We start from the raw sequence: 17,959 nt of genomic DNA on the forward strand, positions 1-17,959 counted from the left end.
TGTGACTTAAGCCCTGATTCCTATGCTCGTAGATTCCCATTGCCACCTTGATCGCCTCGACCTTGCCCAGCACGGCGGCTCCCTCGACGCCGCCCTTGAAGCGGCCCGCCAGCGTGGGGTAGGGCACTTCCTGTGCATTGGCGTCAGCGCCGATAACGCCGCCGACGTCAAAGCCCTGGCTGATCGCTACGCCGACGTCGATTGCTCGGTGGGCATCCACCCGCTGGACCTCAAGCCTGGCGAAGCCCCGGCGCTCGATTGGTTACTGGGTGAACTCAACCACCCGCGGGTCGTGGCCATTGGCGAAACCGGCCTGGACTACCACTACGAGCCTGAAGCTGCCGAGTTGCAGCAGGCCTCGTTCCGCCTGCACCTGCAAGCCGCCCAGCAGACGGGCAAGCCGGTGATCGTCCACACCCGAGGCGCCCGTGCCGATACCCTGGCCTTGCTGCGTGAAGCCGCGTTGCCGCAGGCTGGTGTGCTGCATTGCTTTACCGAAGACTGGGACATGGCCAAGGCCGCTCTGGACCTGGGGTTCTATATTTCCCTGTCGGGCATCGTCACCTTCCGCAATGCCGACGCGCTACGCGATGTGGCCCGTCAGGTGCCCGCCGACCGCCTGCTGGTGGAAACCGACTCGCCGTACCTGGCCCCCATCCCCCATCGCGGCAAGCCGAACCTGCCCGAATATGTACGTGACGTGGCTGATTACCTGGCGATGCTGCGCGGTGAGCCTTACGAGCGTTTTGCCGAGCAGACCACTGAAAACTTCAAGCGCCTGTTCCCGCTGGCCCACGTAGCCGGTTAGAGCGGCTGAATCGCAGGCAAAAAAAACCCGGGTTCTGGGGGGTGAATCCGGGCTAAGACCATTAGGAGTAAAACAAGGGCACGCAGTCCGTCGGTACCCAGGTCGACGCGTCACTTGGGGGAGATGTCGCGCCGACAGTTGAAGTATTGACCACTATCCCATTCAGTCCAGTCGCGATTGATCGTTTTTTAAACAGATTTGGAATACGCCGCCTTCGCTTGAGTTCTCATTGCGCTGATGGGCAGGTTCAGGTGTTGCGTATTATTTCTGACTGATAACCAAGAAATCGTTGGCGCATTGAAAGTTATGTGCCTGACGGGTTCACATAGACATTGCCCAACGACCGTTCAGTCGGGATAATCCCTCGCATCGGGTAAATCGTATCGCCACGTATCCATGGCGCTGCGCAACCCTCCCTATTTCCGACCTTTGCAGACTCTTCCTCATGCACAAAGAACCCCGTAAGGTCCGTGAGTTTCGCCGCCGTGAGCAGGAAATTCTCGACACCGCGCTCAAGCTGTTCCTCGAACAAGGTGAAGACAGCGTCACCGTCGAGATGATTGCGGATGCCGTGGGTATCGGCAAAGGCACGATCTACAAACACTTCAAGTCCAAGGCCGAAATCTACCTGCGCCTGATGCTCGACTACGAGCGCGATTTGAACGAGTTGCTGCACTCGGCCGATGTCGACAAAGACAAGGAAGCCCTTTCCCGCGCTTACTTCGAGTTCCGCATGCGTGACCCGCAGCGCTATCGCCTGTTCGACCGCCTGGAAGAAAAGGTGGTCAAAGGTCACCAAGTGCCGGAGATGGTCGAGGAACTGCACAAGATCCGCGCCTCGAACTTCGAACGCCTGACCCTGTTGATCAAGGGCCGTATCAGCGAAGGCAAGCTTGAAGACGTGCCACCGTATTTCCACTACTGCGCCGCCTGGGCCTTGGTGCATGGCGCCGTGGCGCTGTACCACTCGCCGTTCTGGAGCAATGTGCTGGAAGACCAGGAAGGTTTCTTCCAATTCCTGATGGACATCGGCGTGCGCATGGGCAACAAGCGCAAGCACAGCCCGGAACTGCCGGGCGCCGAGAAGAGCGGCGAAACCCCTGCCACCTAAGTCATTCGCCACTGTGATGGCGCAATGATTTACTGCCAGGCGCAGTAACCCAGGAATATACTCAGGCAAGGACCTTGCTAAAAGCTGAGTTATGAGTCAGCTTTTAGCGCGCCCGAATTATCCTCTGCCGGAGTGATCCATGATCGTTGATCGTCAAGGCAGGCGTTTTCGCAATTTGCGGATCAGCCTGACTTCAGCCTGCAATTATGCGTGTACCTATTGCGTGCCCGACGGCAAGCGGCTGGTGGCTGCCCAGGATGAACTGTCGGCCCAAGCCATGGCCCGAGGCGTGGCGTACCTGATCGAAGCGGCGGGTATCGAGCGCTTGCGCATTACTGGCGGTGAGCCGTTGGTCAGCCCCAAGCTGGAAGCCTTCATGGGCGCGGTAGGGCAGATGGGCCTGAGCGACATCAGCCTGACCACCAACGGCCAACTGCTGGCGCGCAAACTGCCGTTGCTGGTGGCTGCCGGCATTCGGCGCATCAATGTCTCCCTCGACACGCTGGATGCCGAAGCTTTCCGCAGCATCGCCCGTGGCGGCGACCTGGCCACCGTGCTCGATGGCATGGATCAGGCCAGTGCTGCCGGGATCAAGATCAAGGTCAACATGGTGCCGTTGCGCGGCCAGAACCTGGACCAGGTGATGCCGCTGCTCGATTACTGCCTGGAGCGTGGCTACGAGCTGCGCTTTATCGAACTGATGCGCATGGGGCACCTGGCCAAAGACTCCAACGCCTTCCTGCAACAGTTCGTCAGTTTGCAACAGCTGCTCAGCTTGATCGGCGAACAACATGAATACCTGCAAGCCAACGCGCCCGTCGATGCGACAGCGGTACGTTATGAAGTGCCGGGCAAGGGCTTCTTCGGCGTGATCGCCAACGAGAGCGTACCGTTCTGCCGCACCTGTTCGCGGTTGCGATTATCCTCCACCGGTTGGCTGCATGGGTGCCTGTCGTCCAGCAATCGCCATTATGTCGGTGACTTGCTCGATCAACCGCGTCACCAGGCGTTGCCGGCGTTGCAGGGCTTGTTGATGAAAGCCTTGGCTGACAAGCAGGAAGTGGCGTTTTCCGGCGGTGCCACGATCATGAAGATCATCGGCGGCTGATGCCGTTTTAATTCGGTTGCACATCAGTGGTAGGAGCTGGCTTGCCTGCGATGCTTATAGATCCTTGCAACTTTCAAGGTTATAGCCACCGACGGTAACCATGATGCGAAGCGAGCCGCTCTTGATCTGCTTTTGATCTTGATCTCAGGCGCCCCGTCAAACCACGCTGGCGGATTACGGGCACACCGAGCCTAAGCGAGGTGCCGAGTGGTGGGGCAAGAGCCTTTTGCTTACTTTTGGCTGGGCCGGCATTCCGGCTCTTTTCAAAAGTGAGCCGCCGTTGGGCGGAACCCTAAGTGGCCGTTACCGCAGCAATGGATATGTACTCGGTATAACAGTGTCGACTGTCAGGGCGTCTTCGCAGGCAAGCCAGCTCCCACAGTTTGATCGCGGGGCGTCAGGTAGATAGGCGTCGGCTGTCCGGTCGCCACGGGGGCAAGATGCCTTGCCACAGGTGGGCTACGGTGCGCTTGGAACATAAAAAAAGGTGCGGCCCTCGCGGATCGCACCTTTTTTATTGCCGGCTGGCTATCAGTTGCCCAATGCCTTGGACGCCAACCAGAACAACCCGGCCGAGAGGCCTACGGTCGCTGGCAAGGTCAATACCCAAGCCATCAGGATGGTCTTGACCGTGCCACCTTGCAGGCCGCTCTTGTTGGCAACCATCGTGCCCGCCACGCCAGAAGACAGGACGTGAGTGGTGGACACTGGCAGGGCGAAGATATTGGCAAAGCCGATCATGGTGGCCGTGGTGATTTGCGCCGACATGCCCTGGGCATAGGTCATGCCTTGCTTGCCGATCTTCTCACCGATGGTGAGCACCACGCGCTTCCAGCCCACCATGGTGCCCAGGCCCAGGGCCAGTGCGACCGCGAGGATCACCCAGAACGGGGCGTACTCGGTGGTGGCGGTCAGGTCTTTGCGCAGCTTGTCGAGGTCGGACTTCTCACGGGAGTCCAGGCCTGGCAGCTTGCCGACTTTCTTCGCGGTGTCATCCAGGCAGAGCAGGTAACGACGCACTTCGATGCGGTGGTCGGCGGTCAGCGAGTGGTAGTCCGAGACGCCCTTGAGGGTGCCCAGCAGCGCGTTGATCGTCGGTTCGGTCTGCTGCGGGTTGCAGCGGAACTTGCCCGGCAGATCATCCTTCACGCTTTTGCCCAAGGCCAGGAACTCACCGAGGGTCTCGTGGTTGCGCTGGTAGAACTGGTTCAGGTGCAGGGTGGCGTCGCGGGTACGTTCGATCTGGTAGGTGGTGCTGCCCAGGTCCAATACGAACTGCGCCGGCACGATACCGATGAGCACCAGCATGATCAGGCCGATGCCTTTCTGGCCATCGTTGGAGCCGTGCACGAAGCTCACAGCCATGGCCGAAATCACCAGCACCAGGCGGTTCCAGAACGGCGGGTGCTTTTTGTCGTCAAGCTTGCGGCGCTGGTCTGGGGTCTTGTGCATCTTCGACAGCGGGCGCCACCACTTCAGGCCGATCAGCACCAGGGCGGCGACCAGGAAGCCCGCCATCGGCGAGAACACCAGCGACGCGCCGATATCCACGGCCTTCTGCCAGTTCACACCGTCAGCCAGGGGGATGTCGTTGATCAACGCGTTGGCCAGGCCGACACCGAGGATCGAGCCGATCAGGGTGTGGGAGCTGGAGGCGGGGATACCGAAGTACCAGGTGCCCAGGTTCCAGGTGATTGCCGCCGCCAACAACGAGAAGACCATTGCCAGGCCATGGCCGGTGTTCACATTGATCAGCAACTCCACCGGCAGCAAGTGCACGATGGCGTAGGCGACACCGACACCACCGAGCAATACGCCGAGGAAATTGAACACCCCGGAGAAGAACACGGCCAAGTGTGGCGGCATGGCTTTGGTATAGATGACTGTGGCCACCGCGTTAGCGGTGTCATGAAAGCCATTGATGAACTCGAAGGCGAGGACAAAGGCCAGGGCGAGCAACAGGCTCACGAGAACCCAAGCATCCAGTCCGCTGAATAAATCGATCATGAAGGTTTTCTGACCCGGTCGTAAGGGGGCGCGATTATGCCAGAAAACATCAGTAATCGATGCATTAGCTGCTCATCGGTAACAATCTTCCTGGAAAAAAATGCGGCAAGACGCACGCATCCCAGGGTTTTCGGGGCTTTGGCAAGTCTTTGATTTATAAAGCGCAGGCCGCAGAAAGCGGGCTTTTGTCATGAAAATGCCATGCCTGAAACATTTGTATGAAATTTCGTAGGTGGATGTAGGTTACTGACCAGCGGACGCTAAAGCAGGTGCCCTCTGCCAGTACTGCACCGGCAGAGACAGCACGACCCTTGAAGCTCGAACCGAAGCGCTTATGGCTCCTCGGTCTTGAGTTCCTGCTCGATCTTTTGGATTTCCTGGGCAAATGCCTGGTCCAGCAGGCTGGCACGTTTACGCCATGGCTTGCGTTCCGGCTCGGGTTGCGCGGCGTAGGTGGTGACTTCCCCGCCGTAGACATCCTTGTAACGTTGCTCCTGGCGCTCAAGTTCCGCGCGCAGTTCATCTTTCGTCACAGTATTACCTAATTGAGTTGAGTTTATTGATTGCGCAGCGTCATGCCTGAAAGTCGTGCTCGGGCGATGCCAAATAAAACAGTCGAACCGTTCAAGTTGGTACACGGGCCTGAGGGCCGTTCTTTTAAGCGAGTACTTGTGACCGGCGCTGCCTGAAGCCTGCAATGCCTGGTGAGCTCCACTCCCGATGGTGATACCGGGCTGACCTCTGCACAGGTTGCATTATAGCGGCGCATTTGAATAACACTATCATCATGAAGTTAAAAAGCGTCAACGACGTGTTTGGAGTTTGTTACATACCGCCGCATTATTTGTGAACACCGTCATCTTCATGTCTGTATTCATTCTGTTGGCAGGGTAAGTGTGGGCACTTTGCAGGGGCATCAGGCAAATCTGAAACGTGAGCGGGTGGGGCTGCGCCAAATTGCGATAATCGCATGATCGTCCGATAATCGCCCAATGTTGCCGCCGCTGGCTTGTGCGGTGCGACCGGCACGGCTTGTAATAGCCGCCAACCCTCCCGTGGTGATAACAAGAGAAGGCCCTTTGAAATGAACGATCAATTGCGCAACTCCTTTGCATCAGTGGCGCCGCCGATCGTGGCTTCACCGGCCAAGCGCATCCAGGCATTCACCGGTGATCCGGATTTCATGACGTCCCTGGCCCGTGGCCTGGCCGTGGTGCAGGCATTTCAGGAGCGCAAGCGTCACCTGACCATCGCCCAGATCAGCCACCGCACGGAAATTCCCCGCGCTGCGGTGCGCCGTTGCCTGCATACCTTGATCAAGCTCGGCTACGCCACCACGGACGGGCGCACCTATTCGTTGTTGCCCAAGGTGCTGACCCTCGGTCATGCCTATCTGTCGTCCACACCGCTGGCTGTCTCGGCCCAGCCTTATCTGGACCGCATGAGCGAGCAACTGCATGAAGCCTGCAACATGGCGACCCTGGAGGGCGATGACATTCTCTATATCGCCCGCTCCGCCACCACCCAGCGCCTGATCTCGGTTGACCTGTCGGTAGGCGGGCGCTTGCCTGCATATTGCACGTCCATGGGCCGCATTCTGCTGGCCGCCCTCGACGATGCCTCGCTGCAGGATTACCTCGACCATGCCGACCTGCAAACCAAGACCAGCCGCACCCTGACCACGCCGCAAGCGTTATTTGAATGCCTGCAACAGGTGCGTCAGCAGGGCTGGTGCATTGTCGACCAGGAACTGGAGCAGGGCCTGCGTTCCATCGCGGTGCCGGTGTATGACGCGTCTGGCCAGGTGTTGGCCGCGCTGAATGTCAGCACCCACGCCGGCCGGGTCAGCCGCAGCGAGTTGGAGCAGCGCTTTTTGCCGAGCATGCTCAGCGCCAGCCGTGAGCTGAGTGCGCAACTGTTTGCCTAAGCTGTTCGGTGACCGCACAGATCCCGGCTGGCTCGATTGACGGTGTTTCCCTTGGCTTATTAATGTGCGGCAGCGCTCTGAGGAGCTGCCCAATAAGAACGACGGCCCCAGGCCGTCAGCCCGCCATCGGTGTGGAATAAAAATAATGAATCAGCCTTCTGTCGGTACCACCTTGGACGTACAGTCCTTTATCAACACCCAGCCACTTTCGCGCTATCAGTGGCGCGTCGTGATCCTGTGTTTCCTGATTGTCTTTCTCGACGGCCTCGACACGGCCGCCATGGGCTTTATCGCGCCCGCGCTGTCCCAGGACTGGGGCATCGACCGCGCCAGCCTCGGCCCGGTGATGAGCGCCGCGTTGATCGGCATGGTGTTTGGCGCACTCGGTTCCGGCCCGCTGGCCGACCGTTTTGGCCGCAAAGTCGTGCTGGTCGGCGCGGTGTTGGTGTTTGGTGCGTTCAGCCTGGCGTCGGCTTACAGCACCAATGTCGACCAGTTGCTGGTACTGCGCTTTCTCACCGGCCTGGGCCTGGGCGCCGGCATGCCGAATGCCACCACCTTGCTCTCTGAATACACCCCCGAGCGGCATAAATCCTTGTTGGTGACCAGCATGTTCTGTGGCTTCAACCTGGGCATGGCCGGCGGTGGATTTATTTCGGCCAAGCTGATCCCCGCGTTCGGCTGGCACAGCCTGTTACTGATCGGCGGCATCCTGCCGTTGATCCTGGCGGTGGTGCTGTTGGTTTGGCTGCCGGAGTCGGCGCGTTACCTGGTGGTGCGCAATCGCGGTACCGACAAGGTGCGCAAGACCCTGGCTCCTATCGAGCCAAGCATCGTCGCCCAGGCCACTCACTTCAGCGTGCCGGAGCAAAAAACCGTCAAGGCCCGCAATGTGTTCGCGGTGATTTTCTCGGGCACCTACAGCGCTGGCACTTTGCTGTTGTGGCTCACGTATTTCATGGGCCTGGTGATCGTTTACCTGCTGACCAGTTGGCTCCCGACCTTGATGCGCGACAGTGGCGCGAGCATGGAGCAGGCCGCGTTTATCGGCGCGCTGTTCCAATTTGGTGGGGTGCTGAGCGCGGTGGGCGTGGGCTGGGCGATGGACCGGTTCAACCCGCACAAAGTGATCGGCACTTTCTATCTGCTGGCCGGGGTGTTTGCCTACGCGGTGGGGCAGAGCCTGGGCAACATCACGCTGTTGGCCACCCTGGTGCTGGTCGCCGGGATGTGCGTCAACGGGGCGCAATCGGCGATGCCATCCCTGGCGGCACGTTTCTATCCTACTCAGGGCCGTGCCACCGGGGTGTCGTGGATGCTCGGCATCGGCCGCTTCGGCGCGATCCTGGGGGCGTGGATGGGCGCTACCTTGCTGGGCCTGGGCTGGAACTTCGAGCAGGTGCTCACGGCGCTGGTGATTCCGGCGGCATTGGCCACGGCAGCGGTGGTGATCAAGGGCATGGTCAGCCATGCCGATGCCACCTGAAACCGATCACTACCCCTATGGGAGCTGGCTTGCCTGCGATAGCGGTGTTGAATCCACAGGTGCCATCGCAGGCAAGCCAGCTCCCACATTGCCCCTGTTCTTGCAGATGATTAGTTAAGTAACAATCGGTTCGATAATCGAACACTCAGTCGATTATCGGATTGTTTGGCCCATTTCCCCGGCTTAATCTTCAAGCACTTCGGCGCCACCTCAGCGCCTTTTTCGATCAACACCGGGAGCCCAACCCCATGGCTGAAATCCTCACCCTGCGTGATGCGGTCAAGCGCTTCGTGAACGACGGCGATACCGTCGCCCTCGAAGGCTTCACCCACCTGATCCCTACGGCCGCAGGCCATGAAATCATTCGTCAGGGCAAGAAAGACCTGACACTGGTGCGCATGACGCCTGACCTGATCTACGACCAGTTGATCGGTGCCGGCTGTGCACGCAAGTTGATTTTCTCCTGGGGCGGCAACCCGGGTGTGGGTTCCCTGCATCGCCTGCGTGACGCGGTAGAGAAACAATGGCCGCAAGCGCTGGAGATCGAAGAGCACAGCCACGCCGACCTGGCCAATGCCTACGTCGCCGGTGCCTCCGGCCTGCCGTTCGCCGTGTTGCGTGCTTACGCAGGTTCCGACTTGCCCAAAGTCAACCCGCTGATCAAGACCGTCACCTGCCCCTTCACCGGCGAAGTGCTGGCGGCGGTGCCATCGGTGCGCCCGGACATCACCGTGATTCACGCGCAGAAAGCCGACCGCAAAGGCAACGTGCTGCTCTGGGGCATTCTGGGGGTGCAAAAGGAAGCGGCGCTGGCGGCCAAGCGCTGCATCGTCACCGTCGAGGAAATCGTCGACGACCTGAATGCGCCGATGAACAGCTGCGTGCTGCCGACCTGGGCGCTGACAGCGGTGTGCCACGTACCCGGTGGTGCGCATCCGTCCTACGCGCACGGCTACAACGAGCGGGATAACCGCTTCTACCAGGCGTGGGACCCGATTGCCCGTGACCGTGGGACCTTTACCGCCTGGATCGACGAATACATCCATGGCACTGCCGACTTCAGTGAATTCCAGGCCAAGCTGGCCACCGCGCAGGAGGCTAAGTAATGGCTTACTCCACCAATGAAATGATGACCGTCGCCGCCGCACGCCGCCTCAAGAACGGCTCGGTGTGCTTCGTCGGCATCGGCCTGCCATCGAAGGCCGCCAACCTGGCGCGCCTGACATCGTCGCCGGATGTGGTGCTGATCTACGAGTCGGGCCCGATTGGGGCCAAGCCCAGCGTGCTGCCGCTGTCCATCGGGGATGGCGAGCTGGCGGAGACTGCCGACACCGTGGTGCCCACCGGTGAGATCTTTCGCTACTGGCTGCAGGGCGGGCGCATTGATGTCGGTTTTCTCGGCGCGGCCCAGGTCGACCGTTTCGGCAATATCAACACCACCGTGGTCGGTGATTATCACCAGCCCAAAGTGCGTTTGCCGGGTGCCGGTGGCGCGCCCGAAATCGCCGGTTCCGCCAAGAGCGTGCTGATCATTCTGAAGCAGTCGTCCCGTTCGTTCGTCGACAAACTCGATTTCATCACCTCTGTGGGGCACGGCGAAGGTGGCGACTCACGCAAGCGTCTGGGCCTGCCCGGCGCCGGCCCCGTGGGCATCATTACCGACCTGTGCATCATGGAACCGGAGGAGGGCAGCCATGAGTTCGTGGTCACTGCGCTGCATCCTGGCGTGACCCGCGAGCAAGTGGTCGCCGCCACCGGCTGGGCGATTCGCTTTGCCGACCAGGTGAGCACCACCGCTGAACCCACCGAGATCGAACTGACCGCATTGCGTGACCTCGAAGCGCGCACCGCGGCTGCCCATGGCCAAGCACCGGGAGAAGCCTGATGCGCGAGGTTTATATCTGTGATGCCATTCGCACGCCTATCGGCCGTTTTGGCGGTGGCCTGTCCACGGTGCGTGCCGACGACCTGGCGGCGCTGCCGATCAAGGCGTTGATCGAGCGCAACCCATCGGTGGACTGGAGCGCCGTAGACGAAGTCTTCCTCGGCTGCGCCAACCAGGCCGGTGAAGATAACCGCAACGTGGCACGCATGGCGTTGCTGCTGGCGGGGCTGCCGGAAAGTATTCCTGGTGTGACCCTCAACCGCCTGTGCGCCTCGGGCATGGATGCCATCGGCACCGCCTTTCGTGCGATTGCCAGCGGTGAAATGGAGCTGGCGATTGCCGGTGGCGTCGAGTCGATGTCCCGTGCACCGTTTGTGATGGGCAAGGCCGACGCGGCGTTCTCGCGCAACATGAAGTTGGAAGACACCACCATTGGCTGGCGCTTTATCAACCCGCTGATGAAGGCCCAGTACGGCGTGGATGCCATGCCGCAGACCGCCGATAACGTGGCCGACGACTACCAGGTTTCCCGCGCCGACCAGGACGCTTTCGCCCTGCGCAGCCAGCAACGCACCGCCGCCGCCCAGGCTGCCGGGTTCTTCGCCGAGGAAATCGTACCGGTGCGGGTCGCCCATAAAAAAGGCGAAACCCTGGTGGAACACGATGAACACCCACGGGACACCACCCTGGAAGCCTTGGCCAAGCTCAAGCCGGTCAACGGCGCAGACAAGACCGTCACCGCCGGCAATGCCTCGGGCGTCAACGACGGCGCTGCCGCGCTGATCCTCGCCAGCGCCGAGGCCGTCAAGCAACACGGCCTCACCGCCCGCGCCCGTGTGCTGGGCATGGCCAGTGCCGGTGTCGCCCCGCGGGTGATGGGCATCGGCCCGGTGCCGGCGGTACGCAAGCTGGTGGAGCGCCTGGGGTTGGCGGTCACTGACTTTGACGTGATCGAACTCAACGAAGCCTTCGCCAGCCAAGGCCTGGCGGTGCTGCGCGAACTGGGGATTGCCGACGATGCGCCGCAGGTCAACCCGAACGGCGGCGCCATTGCCCTCGGCCATCCCCTGGGGATGAGTGGTGCGCGGTTGGTGCTGACGGCCCTGCACCAATTGGAAAAAACCGGCGGCCGCAAAGGCCTGGCGACCATGTGCGTGGGCGTCGGCCAAGGCCTGGCCCTGGCGATTGAACGCGTCTGATAACTAAAAGAGGATTGCTCCATGAGTGACAAGCCCGGTTACCGGCGCCCGCAAGCGGGCACCCAACCTGATTACCTGCACCCGGCCTACCAGTCGACGAACCTGCGTTCGCCGTCCCAGCCTTTGGTGTTCCTGCCCCATTCCTTGTCGGAAATCACCGGCCCGACCATCGGCGCCGAACGTATCAACGACAAGGACAACGACCTGACGGCCCAGCATGGCGGCGAGCCGCAAGGCGAGCGCATCATCATTCATGGCCGTGTGCTGGACGAAAACGGCCTGCCGGTGCCGGGCATTCTTGTGGAGATCTGGCAGGCCAATGCCGCCGGCCGCTACAACCACAAGCGTGACCTGCACGATGCGCCGCTGGACCCTAATTTCACCGGCACCGGGCGCACCGTCACCGACGCCGACGGCTGGTACCAGTTCCAGACCATAAAACCCGGCGCCTACCCGTGGGGCAACCACCACAACGCCTGGCGCCCGGCGCATATCCACTTTTCGCTGTTTGGCCCCAGTGTGCTGACGCGCTTGGTGACGCAAATGTATTTCCCGGGCGACCCGTTGCTGGAGTACGACCCGATCTACAACTGCGTGCCGGACACCAGCGCCAAGCAACGCTTGATCGCCAGTTTCGACCTGGAAAAAACCATTCCTTCCTATGCCCTCGGTTACCGTTGGGACATCGTCCTGCGCGGCCGCGACGCCACGCCGATGGAGAAATGAGATGACACTCAACGCGACCACGTCCCACACCGTCGGGCCGTATTACCACATTGGCCTGACCTGGCTGAACCGTGAAGACCTGACCGTCACCGCCACCCTTGGCGAACGGATGGCGATCAGCGGGCAAGTGGTGGACGGCAACGGTGATGTCGTCAACGACGCCATGCTGGAAGTCTGGCAGGCCAACGCCGCCGGCAAATATGCCCACCCCGAAGACGAGCAGGACAAAGCGCTCGACCCGAACTTCGAAGGCTTCGGCCGCGTGCCGGTGGATGCCGAAGGGCGTTTTCGCTTTACCACCATCAAGCCGGGCAGTGTGCCGGGGCTCAAGGGCACCACCCAGGCGCCGCATTTGGTGGTGCTGGTGTTTGCCCGTGGGTTGGTGAAGCACTTGCTGACGCGGATTTATTTTGACGGTGAGGCGCTCAATGGCGATGACCCGTTGCTGGCGTGTGTACCGGCGGAACGTCGTAGCACCCTGATTGCCAAGGCGGATGCGGACGGGGTTTATCAGTGGAATGTGATTTTGCAGGGAACAGATAAGGAAACGGTGTTCTTCGACTACTGAGTTGACGATCGTTCCCATGCTCTGCGTGGTAATGCATCCGTGACGCTGCGCGTCACCCGCGAACGGCAGGACGCGGAGCGTCCCATGCGGCATTCCCACGCAGAGCGTGGGAACGATCATCCAGGCTCCACCTATCCAAAAGTCTGCTTGCGGAACAGGGTTGTTGCAAAGTATGTCTAGGCTATAACCGTTCCCACTGAGTAAAAAAACATGACAACAAAAACCAGCCACTACACCGGAGAAGAACGCAGCAAACGGATCTTTGCGATTGTCGGTGCTTCCTCCGGCAACCTGGTCGAATGGTTCGACTTCTACGTCTATGCCTTCTGCGCGATTTATTTTGCCCCGGCGTTTTTCCCCTCGGACGACCCTACGGTGCAGTTGCTTAACACCGCCGGTGTGTTTGCCGCCGGGTTCCTGATGCGCCCGATCGGTGGCTGGTTGTTTGGCCGGGTGGCCGACAAGCACGGGCGCAAGAATTCGATGATGATTTCGGTGCTGATGATGTGCGGCGGTTCCCTGGTCATCGCCTTCCTGCCCACCTATAACGACATCGGTGCCTGGGCCCCGGCGTTGCTGTTGGTGGCGCGGCTGTTCCAGGGCTTGTCGGTGGGCGGCGAGTACGGCACCACGGCCACCTACATGAGTGAAGTCGCGCTCAAGGGCCAGCGTGGCTTCTTCGCCTCGTTCCAGTATGTGACCCTGATCGGCGGCCAGTTGCTGGCGGTGCTGGTGGTGGTGATCCTGCAACAGATCCTCACCGAAGAAGAACTGCGTGCCTGGGGCTGGCGCATTCCGTTTGTGATCGGCGCCATAGCTGCGGTGATCTCCCTGTTGCTGCGTCGCACCCTCAAAGAAACCACCAGCAAGGAAATGCGCGAAGACAAGGACGCCGGCAGTATCGTCGCGCTGTTTCGCGACCACGGCAAAGCCTTCATCACGGTGCTGGGCTACACCGCCGGCGGCTCGCTGATTTTCTACACCTTCACCACCTACATGCAGAAGTACCTGGTGAACACTGTGGGTATGCACGCCAAGACGTCGAGCTACATCATGACCGGCGCGCTGTTTCTGTACATGTGCATGCAGCCGTTGTTCGGCATGTTGGCCGACAAGATTGGCCGACGTAATTCGATGCTCTGGTTTGCTGGCCTTGGCACGCTGTTCACTGTGCCGATCCTGCTGACTTTGAAAACCGTGACCAGCCCGTTTCTGGCCTTTGTGCTGATCACCCTGGCCTTGGCGATTGTCAGCTTCTACACCTCCATCAGCGGCCTGGTCAAAGCGGAGATGTTCCCGCCCCAGGTGCGTGCCTTGGGCGTGGGCCTGGCGTATGCGGTGGCTAACGCGGTGTTTGGTGGTTCGGCAGAAGTGGTTGCGCTGAGCCTCAAATCCATCGGCATGGAAAACACCTTTTATTGGTACGTCACCGCGATGATGGCGGTGGCCTTCCTGTTCAGCTTGCGCCTGCCGAAACAGGCGGCGTACCTGCATCACGATCTGTAAGGGATGAGTTATGACGCTGCGCACGAGCAATCAACTGTTCGACGCTTATTTCACCGCTGACAGCATGGCCGACGTGTTCTGTGACCAGGGGCGTTTGCAGGGCATGCTGGATTTCGAGGCCGCACTGGCCCGGGCGCAGGCCCGGGTCGGGTTGATTCCCCAGGCCGCCGTCGCGCCGATTGCCCAGGCGTGCCTGGCGTCGCTGTATGACGTGGATGCCCTTGGCAGCGCAATTGCCACGGCGGGCAACTCAGCGATTCCATTGGTGAAGGCGTTGGGCAAGTTGATCGCCAGTGAGGACGCCGACGCCGAGCGTTATGTGCACCTGGGCGCAACCAGCCAAGACGTGATGGACACCGGCCTGGTGCTGCAACTGCGCCGTGGGGTGGCGCTGATCGAGGCCGACCTGGCTCGCCTGGGGGATGTGTTGGCCGCCCAGGCCCAGCGTTATGCCACCGTGCCTTTAGCCGGGCGCACCTGGTTGCAGCACGCGACGCCGGTCACCCTGGGGATGAAAATCGCCGGTTGGCTGGGCGCGGTGACGCGCAGTCGCCAGCGCCTGGCCGAATTGAAGCCGCGCCTGCTGGTGCTGCAATTTGGCGGCGCATCAGGCACGTTGGCGGCGCTCGGCGAACACGCCATGCCGGTGGCCGAAGCCTTGGCCGCCGAGTTGCAACTGGGTTTGCCGGAACAACCCTGGCACACCCAGCGTGACCGTCTGGTGGAGTTTGCCAGCCTGCTAGGCCTGATCGTCGGCAGCCTCGGCAAATTGGGCCGCGATATCAGCCTGTTGATGCAGACCGAAGCGGCGGAGGTGTTCGAGCCTTCGGCGCCGGGCAAGGGCGGTTCGTCCACGATGCCGCACAAGCGCAATCCAGTGGGCGCCGCGGTGCTGATCAGCGCAGCCACCCGTGTACCGGGCCTGGTGGCAACGATGTTCAGCGCCATGCCTCAAGAGCACGAACGCAGCCTGGGCTTGTGGCACGCCGAATGGGAAACCTTGCCGGAGATTTGCCGCTTGGTGTCCGGTGCCTTGCACCAGGCAATTCTGGTCAGTGAAGGGCTGGAGGTGAATGCCGAACGTATGGCACACAACCTCGACCTGACTCAGGGCCTGGTACTGGCCGAAGCGGTGAGTATCGTGCTCGCCCAACGCTTGGGCCGCGACACCGCGCACCATCTGCTGGAACAGTGCTGCAAACGTGCGGTCGCCGAGCAGCGCCATTTGCGCGCGGTGCTGGCGGATGAGCCGCACGTCACCGCCGAGTTGTCAGCGGCTGAACTGGACCGCCTGCTCGACCCGGCCCACTACCTGGGCCAGGCGTCCACCTGGGTTACGCGTGCAGTGACCGAACATTTTGCTTTGACTGCCTGAGGAGAACGCTGTGGCTTTTGTACAACTCGCCGAGGGCGAACTGCATTACCAACTCGAGGGGCCCGCCGACGCACCGGTATTGGTGCTGTCCAATTCCCTGGGTACCGACCTGCATATGTGGGATATCCAGATTCCGGCCTTCACCGAGCATTTTCGCGTACTGCGCTTCGACACCCGCGGCCACGGCCAATCCCTGGTGACCGAGGGGCCTTACAGCATTGAGCAACTGGGCCAAGACGTGATCGCACTGCTGGATGCGCTGGAGATCCAGAAGGCGCATTTTTGCGGATTGTCCATGGGCGGCTTGATCGGCCAATGGCTGGGCATCCATGCCGGCGAGCGTCTGCAACGCCTGGTGGTGTGTAACACCGCGGCCAAGATCGGTACGCCCGAGGTATGGAACCCGCGTATCGAAATGGTCCTGCGTGATGGCGCAGCCGCGATGGTAGCGCTGCGCGATGCGTCGATTGCGCGCTGGTTCACCGCAGATTTCGCCGCCGCCCACCCGCATCAGGCCAAGCAGATCACTGACATGCTCGCGGCCACGTCGCCCGAGGGGTATGCCGCCAACTGCGGCGCCGTGCGCGATGCGGATTTCCGTGAGCAATTGTCCTCGATCAAGGTGCCGACCCTGGTGATTGCCGGCACCGAAGACGCGGTGACGCCGCCAGCCGGTGGCCACTTTATCCAGAGCCATGTGCAGGGTGCCGAGTATGCCGAGTTCTATGCGGCGCACCTGTCCAACGTTCAGGCCGGTGCTGCGTTCAGCGTCCGGGTGATCGAATTTCTGCTGGCCCGCTGAGGAGCTATTTGTGGACGAGAAACAACGTTACGCCGAGGGCCTGCAGGTGCGCCGCGAAGTACTGGGCGATGCCCACGTCGACCGCAGCCTCAATGCCCTGACCGAGTTCAACAGCGAGTTCCAGGAAATGATCACCCGCCACGCCTGGGGTGACATCTGGACCCGCCCAGGCCTGCCTCGGCATACCCGCAGCCTGATCACCATCGCGATGCTGATCGGCATGAACCGCAGTGAAGAACTGAAACTGCACCTGCGTGCTGCCGCCAGCAACGGCGTAACCCGCGCCGAGATCAAGGAAGTGTTGATGCAGAGTGCGATCTACTGCGGGATCCCGGCAGCGAATGCGACGTTTCACCTGGCGGAGTCCGTGTGGGATGAGTTGGGCGTGGAGTCTCGCCAGCAAGGCTGAATATGAAATGCAATCAAATGTGGGAGCTGGCTTGCCTGCGATTGCGGTGGGCCAGTCAATATTGGGCTGACTGACAGATTGCTATCGCAGGGCAAGCCAGCTCCCACAGGGGATCGTCACACGTTTGGGGTGTCAGTGGGAATCAGCATCCCACAGCCAATTCCACACCCCCGGCAGATGCACCGGCTCGTTCACAGCCTTGACCCTACGGGCCAACGCCGCACGTTCCAGCGCGGCATGGTCGGTATAGAACGGCTCTGCCGCGGTCTTCAATCCGTTGACCCGCGCGCTGTCCATCAGGATCTGCAAGTACTCCTGCATATGCCGCGCGGTGTAGCGGTTGATGTCATGGAAGGTCACCACAACCGGTATCACGCCCTCCACCGTCGGCAGCTCACCCACGGCAATACGCTCGCGCACCACCGACAATTGTCGATACAGGTTGGCCCGCCGACGCGGGCTGGCGTTGAAACCCCAGATCTTGCCGTCATTGGCACTCAAATCCGTCAACAGTACCTGCATGCCGTGGCGTTGGTAGGCGGCGAAGGTACGCTTGTCGTAGTTCCAGAAGGGCGGACGCACCAGTACGGGGGGAGCGCCCGTGATGGCGGCAATGTCCGCAGCACCTTCGGTAAGGGTGTGTTCCAGGGTGGCATCGTTCAGCCAGCGATGGTTGGTGTGAAACGCCGTGGCGGTGTGGAAGGCCAGTACATGGCCAGCGGCGAATTCACGCTCCATGGTCTTGCGCCCCCGGGAACTGCCGCCTGAGCGAGCGGCCTCGGTCTGCAGGAAAAACACCGCCTTGATCCCCGGCAGCACCGGGTTATTGGCCAGGTCGGCCACTACCGAGCGGCTCGGGTTGTTGTAGCCGGAGGCGCTAGGGCCGTCATCGAAGGTCAGCAGAAAGCGGATTGGCGCCTGGGTTTGCAGGCGCTGTTCGGTTTGAGGCGTCAGGGCGATGGGAGCGCTGATGCAGCCCGCCAGGCTCAAGGCCAGGGCAAACAGTGCGATTGCTGTAGCGAAGGATTTCATGCCGTGCAGG

Annotated in this window: 17 protein-coding genes; 14 read left to right on the forward strand and 3 right to left on the reverse strand. The window is 61.1% G+C overall.

The window, feature by feature from the left end:
* Positions 1 to 22: 22 nt before the first annotated feature.
* From ACWHXD_RS07640 to ACWHXD_RS07650, 3 genes are all read left to right on the forward strand, one after another.
* A complete protein-coding gene (locus ACWHXD_RS07640; RefSeq protein ID WP_032893123.1) occupies positions 23 to 808 on the forward strand; it encodes a TatD family hydrolase in 786 nt (261 codons plus the stop codon).
* Between the two features lie 445 nt (positions 809 to 1,253).
* The gene (locus ACWHXD_RS07645; RefSeq protein ID WP_003189287.1) at positions 1,254 to 1,919 is read left to right on the forward strand and encodes a TetR/AcrR family transcriptional regulator; all 666 of its coding nucleotides are present in this window, start codon (positions 1,254 to 1,256) and stop codon (positions 1,917 to 1,919) included.
* A 139-nt stretch (positions 1,920 to 2,058) separates the two neighbouring features.
* The gene (locus ACWHXD_RS07650; protein ID WP_138763380.1) at positions 2,059 to 3,027 is read left to right on the forward strand and encodes a GTP 3',8-cyclase MoaA; all 969 of its coding nucleotides are present in this window, start codon (positions 2,059 to 2,061) and stop codon (positions 3,025 to 3,027) included.
* 531 nt (positions 3,028 to 3,558) lie between these two features.
* Here ACWHXD_RS07650 and ACWHXD_RS07655 read toward each other — a convergent pair.
* Positions 3,559 to 5,034: an inorganic phosphate transporter gene (locus ACWHXD_RS07655; RefSeq protein ID WP_003189291.1), complete on the reverse strand. Its 1,476-nt coding sequence runs from the start codon at positions 5,032 to 5,034 to the stop codon at positions 3,559 to 3,561.
* Between the two features lie 332 nt (positions 5,035 to 5,366).
* Positions 5,367 to 5,567 carry a hypothetical protein gene (locus ACWHXD_RS07660; protein ID WP_003189295.1) on the reverse strand — a complete coding sequence of 67 codons (201 nt, stop codon included), beginning with the start codon at positions 5,565 to 5,567 and terminating at the stop codon, positions 5,367 to 5,369.
* Positions 5,568 to 6,118: 551 nt separating this feature from the next.
* On the opposite strand from ACWHXD_RS07660, the gene pcaR reads away from it, so the two are divergent.
* The 11 genes from pcaR (at position 6,119) to pcaC (ending at position 16,917) form a co-directional block, all read left to right on the forward strand.
* Entirely contained in the window at positions 6,119 to 6,961 is an 843-nt protein-coding gene (pcaR, locus tag ACWHXD_RS07665; protein WP_003189296.1) for a pca regulon transcriptional regulator PcaR, read from the forward strand.
* A gap of 145 nt (positions 6,962 to 7,106) precedes the next feature.
* Positions 7,107 to 8,447: a 4-hydroxybenzoate transporter PcaK gene (gene pcaK / locus ACWHXD_RS07670; RefSeq protein ID WP_032893120.1), complete on the forward strand. Its 1,341-nt coding sequence runs from the start codon at positions 7,107 to 7,109 to the stop codon at positions 8,445 to 8,447.
* A gap of 248 nt (positions 8,448 to 8,695) precedes the next feature.
* Positions 8,696 to 9,553: a CoA transferase subunit A gene (locus ACWHXD_RS07675; protein ID WP_003189300.1), complete on the forward strand. Its 858-nt coding sequence runs from the start codon at positions 8,696 to 8,698 to the stop codon at positions 9,551 to 9,553.
* A complete protein-coding gene (locus ACWHXD_RS07680; protein WP_044272685.1) occupies positions 9,553 to 10,332 on the forward strand; it encodes a CoA-transferase subunit beta in 780 nt (259 codons plus the stop codon). The genes ACWHXD_RS07675 and ACWHXD_RS07680 overlap by 1 nt, the downstream gene beginning before the upstream one ends.
* Positions 10,329 to 11,531, forward strand: coding sequence for a 3-oxoadipyl-CoA thiolase (gene pcaF, locus ACWHXD_RS07685; protein WP_169855585.1), 1,203 nt, complete (start codon positions 10,329 to 10,331; stop codon positions 11,529 to 11,531). Before ACWHXD_RS07680 ends, pcaF begins: the two co-directional genes overlap by 4 nt.
* 21 nt (positions 11,532 to 11,552) lie before the next feature.
* Positions 11,553 to 12,257 (forward strand): protocatechuate 3,4-dioxygenase subunit beta, encoded by a 705-nt coding sequence (gene pcaH / locus ACWHXD_RS07690; protein WP_138763381.1) that lies wholly within the window; start codon positions 11,553 to 11,555, stop codon positions 12,255 to 12,257.
* A gap of 1 nt (position 12,258) precedes the next feature.
* Positions 12,259 to 12,825 carry a protocatechuate 3,4-dioxygenase subunit alpha gene (gene pcaG / locus ACWHXD_RS07695; protein WP_138763382.1) on the forward strand — a complete coding sequence of 189 codons (567 nt, stop codon included), beginning with the start codon at positions 12,259 to 12,261 and terminating at the stop codon, positions 12,823 to 12,825.
* A 210-nt stretch (positions 12,826 to 13,035) separates the two neighbouring features.
* Positions 13,036 to 14,331, forward strand: a complete 1,296-nt coding sequence (locus ACWHXD_RS07700) for an MFS family transporter (RefSeq protein WP_032893116.1) — start codon at positions 13,036 to 13,038, stop codon at positions 14,329 to 14,331.
* 10 nt (positions 14,332 to 14,341) lie between these two features.
* Positions 14,342 to 15,706 (forward strand): 3-carboxy-cis,cis-muconate cycloisomerase, encoded by a 1,365-nt coding sequence (locus tag ACWHXD_RS07705; protein WP_032893115.1) that lies wholly within the window; start codon positions 14,342 to 14,344, stop codon positions 15,704 to 15,706.
* A 10-nt stretch (positions 15,707 to 15,716) separates the two neighbouring features.
* Entirely contained in the window at positions 15,717 to 16,508 is a 792-nt protein-coding gene (gene pcaD / locus ACWHXD_RS07710; RefSeq protein ID WP_138763383.1) for a 3-oxoadipate enol-lactonase, read from the forward strand.
* A 10-nt stretch (positions 16,509 to 16,518) separates the two neighbouring features.
* A complete protein-coding gene (pcaC, locus tag ACWHXD_RS07715) occupies positions 16,519 to 16,917 on the forward strand; it encodes a 4-carboxymuconolactone decarboxylase (RefSeq protein WP_138763384.1) in 399 nt (132 codons plus the stop codon).
* A 132-nt stretch (positions 16,918 to 17,049) separates the two neighbouring features.
* Here pcaC and ACWHXD_RS07720 read toward each other — a convergent pair whose 3' ends face one another.
* Positions 17,050 to 17,949 carry a polysaccharide deacetylase family protein gene (locus tag ACWHXD_RS07720; RefSeq protein ID WP_138763385.1) on the reverse strand — a complete coding sequence of 300 codons (900 nt, stop codon included), beginning with the start codon at positions 17,947 to 17,949 and terminating at the stop codon, positions 17,050 to 17,052.
* Between the last annotated feature and the right edge of the window lie 10 nt (positions 17,950 to 17,959).

It is taken from the genome of Pseudomonas fjordensis (assembly GCF_976987115.1).

Coding starts and splice junctions, on each gene's coding strand:
- ACWHXD_RS07640 (WP_032893123.1), top strand. CDS start 23: ATGCTCGTAGATTCCCATTGCCACCTTGATCGCCTCGACCTTGCCCAG.
- ACWHXD_RS07645 (WP_003189287.1), top strand. CDS start 1,254: ATGCACAAAGAACCCCGTAAGGTCCGTGAGTTTCGCCGCCGTGAGCAG.
- ACWHXD_RS07650 (WP_138763380.1), top strand. CDS start 2,059: ATGATCGTTGATCGTCAAGGCAGGCGTTTTCGCAATTTGCGGATCAGC.
- ACWHXD_RS07655 (WP_003189291.1), bottom strand. CDS start 5,034: ATGATCGATTTATTCAGCGGACTGGATGCTTGGGTTCTCGTGAGCCTG.
- pcaR (WP_003189296.1), top strand. CDS start 6,119: ATGAACGATCAATTGCGCAACTCCTTTGCATCAGTGGCGCCGCCGATC.
- pcaK (WP_032893120.1), top strand. CDS start 7,107: ATGAATCAGCCTTCTGTCGGTACCACCTTGGACGTACAGTCCTTTATC.
- ACWHXD_RS07675 (WP_003189300.1), top strand. CDS start 8,696: ATGGCTGAAATCCTCACCCTGCGTGATGCGGTCAAGCGCTTCGTGAAC.
- ACWHXD_RS07680 (WP_044272685.1), top strand. CDS start 9,553: ATGGCTTACTCCACCAATGAAATGATGACCGTCGCCGCCGCACGCCGC.
- pcaH (WP_138763381.1), top strand. CDS start 11,553: ATGAGTGACAAGCCCGGTTACCGGCGCCCGCAAGCGGGCACCCAACCT.
- pcaG (WP_138763382.1), top strand. CDS start 12,259: ATGACACTCAACGCGACCACGTCCCACACCGTCGGGCCGTATTACCAC.
- ACWHXD_RS07700 (WP_032893116.1), top strand. CDS start 13,036: ATGACAACAAAAACCAGCCACTACACCGGAGAAGAACGCAGCAAACGG.
- ACWHXD_RS07705 (WP_032893115.1), top strand. CDS start 14,342: ATGACGCTGCGCACGAGCAATCAACTGTTCGACGCTTATTTCACCGCT.
- ACWHXD_RS07720 (WP_138763385.1), bottom strand. CDS start 17,949: ATGAAATCCTTCGCTACAGCAATCGCACTGTTTGCCCTGGCCTTGAGC.